Consider the following 663-nt stretch of genomic DNA (forward strand, 5'->3'; position numbering starts at 1 on the left):
CGGCAGGGCCTGCTCGCGGTGCAGGGCCGCCGCAGCGACCGGGCCGATCCGCTCCTCGATCGCGGGCACGGTCGCCCCGGAGCGGTCGAGGTCGGCCCGCAGGGCGTCGACGAGCTCGGGGTGGACGGCGGGCGGCTGGCTGCTCATGGGAACGGGGTGACTCACGGGAGGGGGTCTACCACGAGGTCGGCCGTGAGCGGCAGATGGTCGCTCGCCCGACGGGTCGCGTCGTCGCTCGGGCGGTGAGTCTGCTGGACGGTGAGGCCCGTGGTGAGCAGGGCGTCGATACGGCGGCGCGGGCTCCGGGCGGGGAAGGTCGGGCCTGCCTGGACGCCGACGTCGACCAGCCGCTGGGTGAGCGCGGCCCAGGTGGGCCCGTCGGGTGCCTCGTTGAGGTCGCCGCCGAGGACGAGTGGCCGCCCGGCCACCACGGCGTTGTCGACGAGGTCGAGCACGTCCTCGAGGTGACGACGCCGCTCTCCTGGGCTCAGGGGCAGGTGCACGCTGATCACCTGCACCCCGGCGACGGTCGCGACCGCGAGGCCCCGACGGGTCAGGGTGCGTCGGCTCCAGGGACGCCACGGCAGCCGGACCGCCCGGCCCCCGGAGGTGGGCAGGTCCGGGCGCACCAGCAGGGCCGTGGTCCGCGCGCCCCGGCCCACC

1 protein-coding gene is annotated in these 663 nt (G+C 76.8%); it reads right to left on the reverse strand.

All coding sequences use genetic code 11. From position 1 onward, the window contains the following. Positions 1–161: 161 nt before the first annotated feature. The coding region (locus L0B03_RS18770) for an endonuclease/exonuclease/phosphatase family protein (RefSeq protein ID WP_374205037.1) at positions 162–663 on the reverse strand (502 nt) is incomplete at its 5' end.

This window comes from Actinotalea sp. C106, from assembly GCF_023630195.1.
In the GTDB taxonomy this organism is placed as follows: Bacteria; Actinomycetota; Actinomycetes; order Actinomycetales; family Cellulomonadaceae; genus Actinotalea.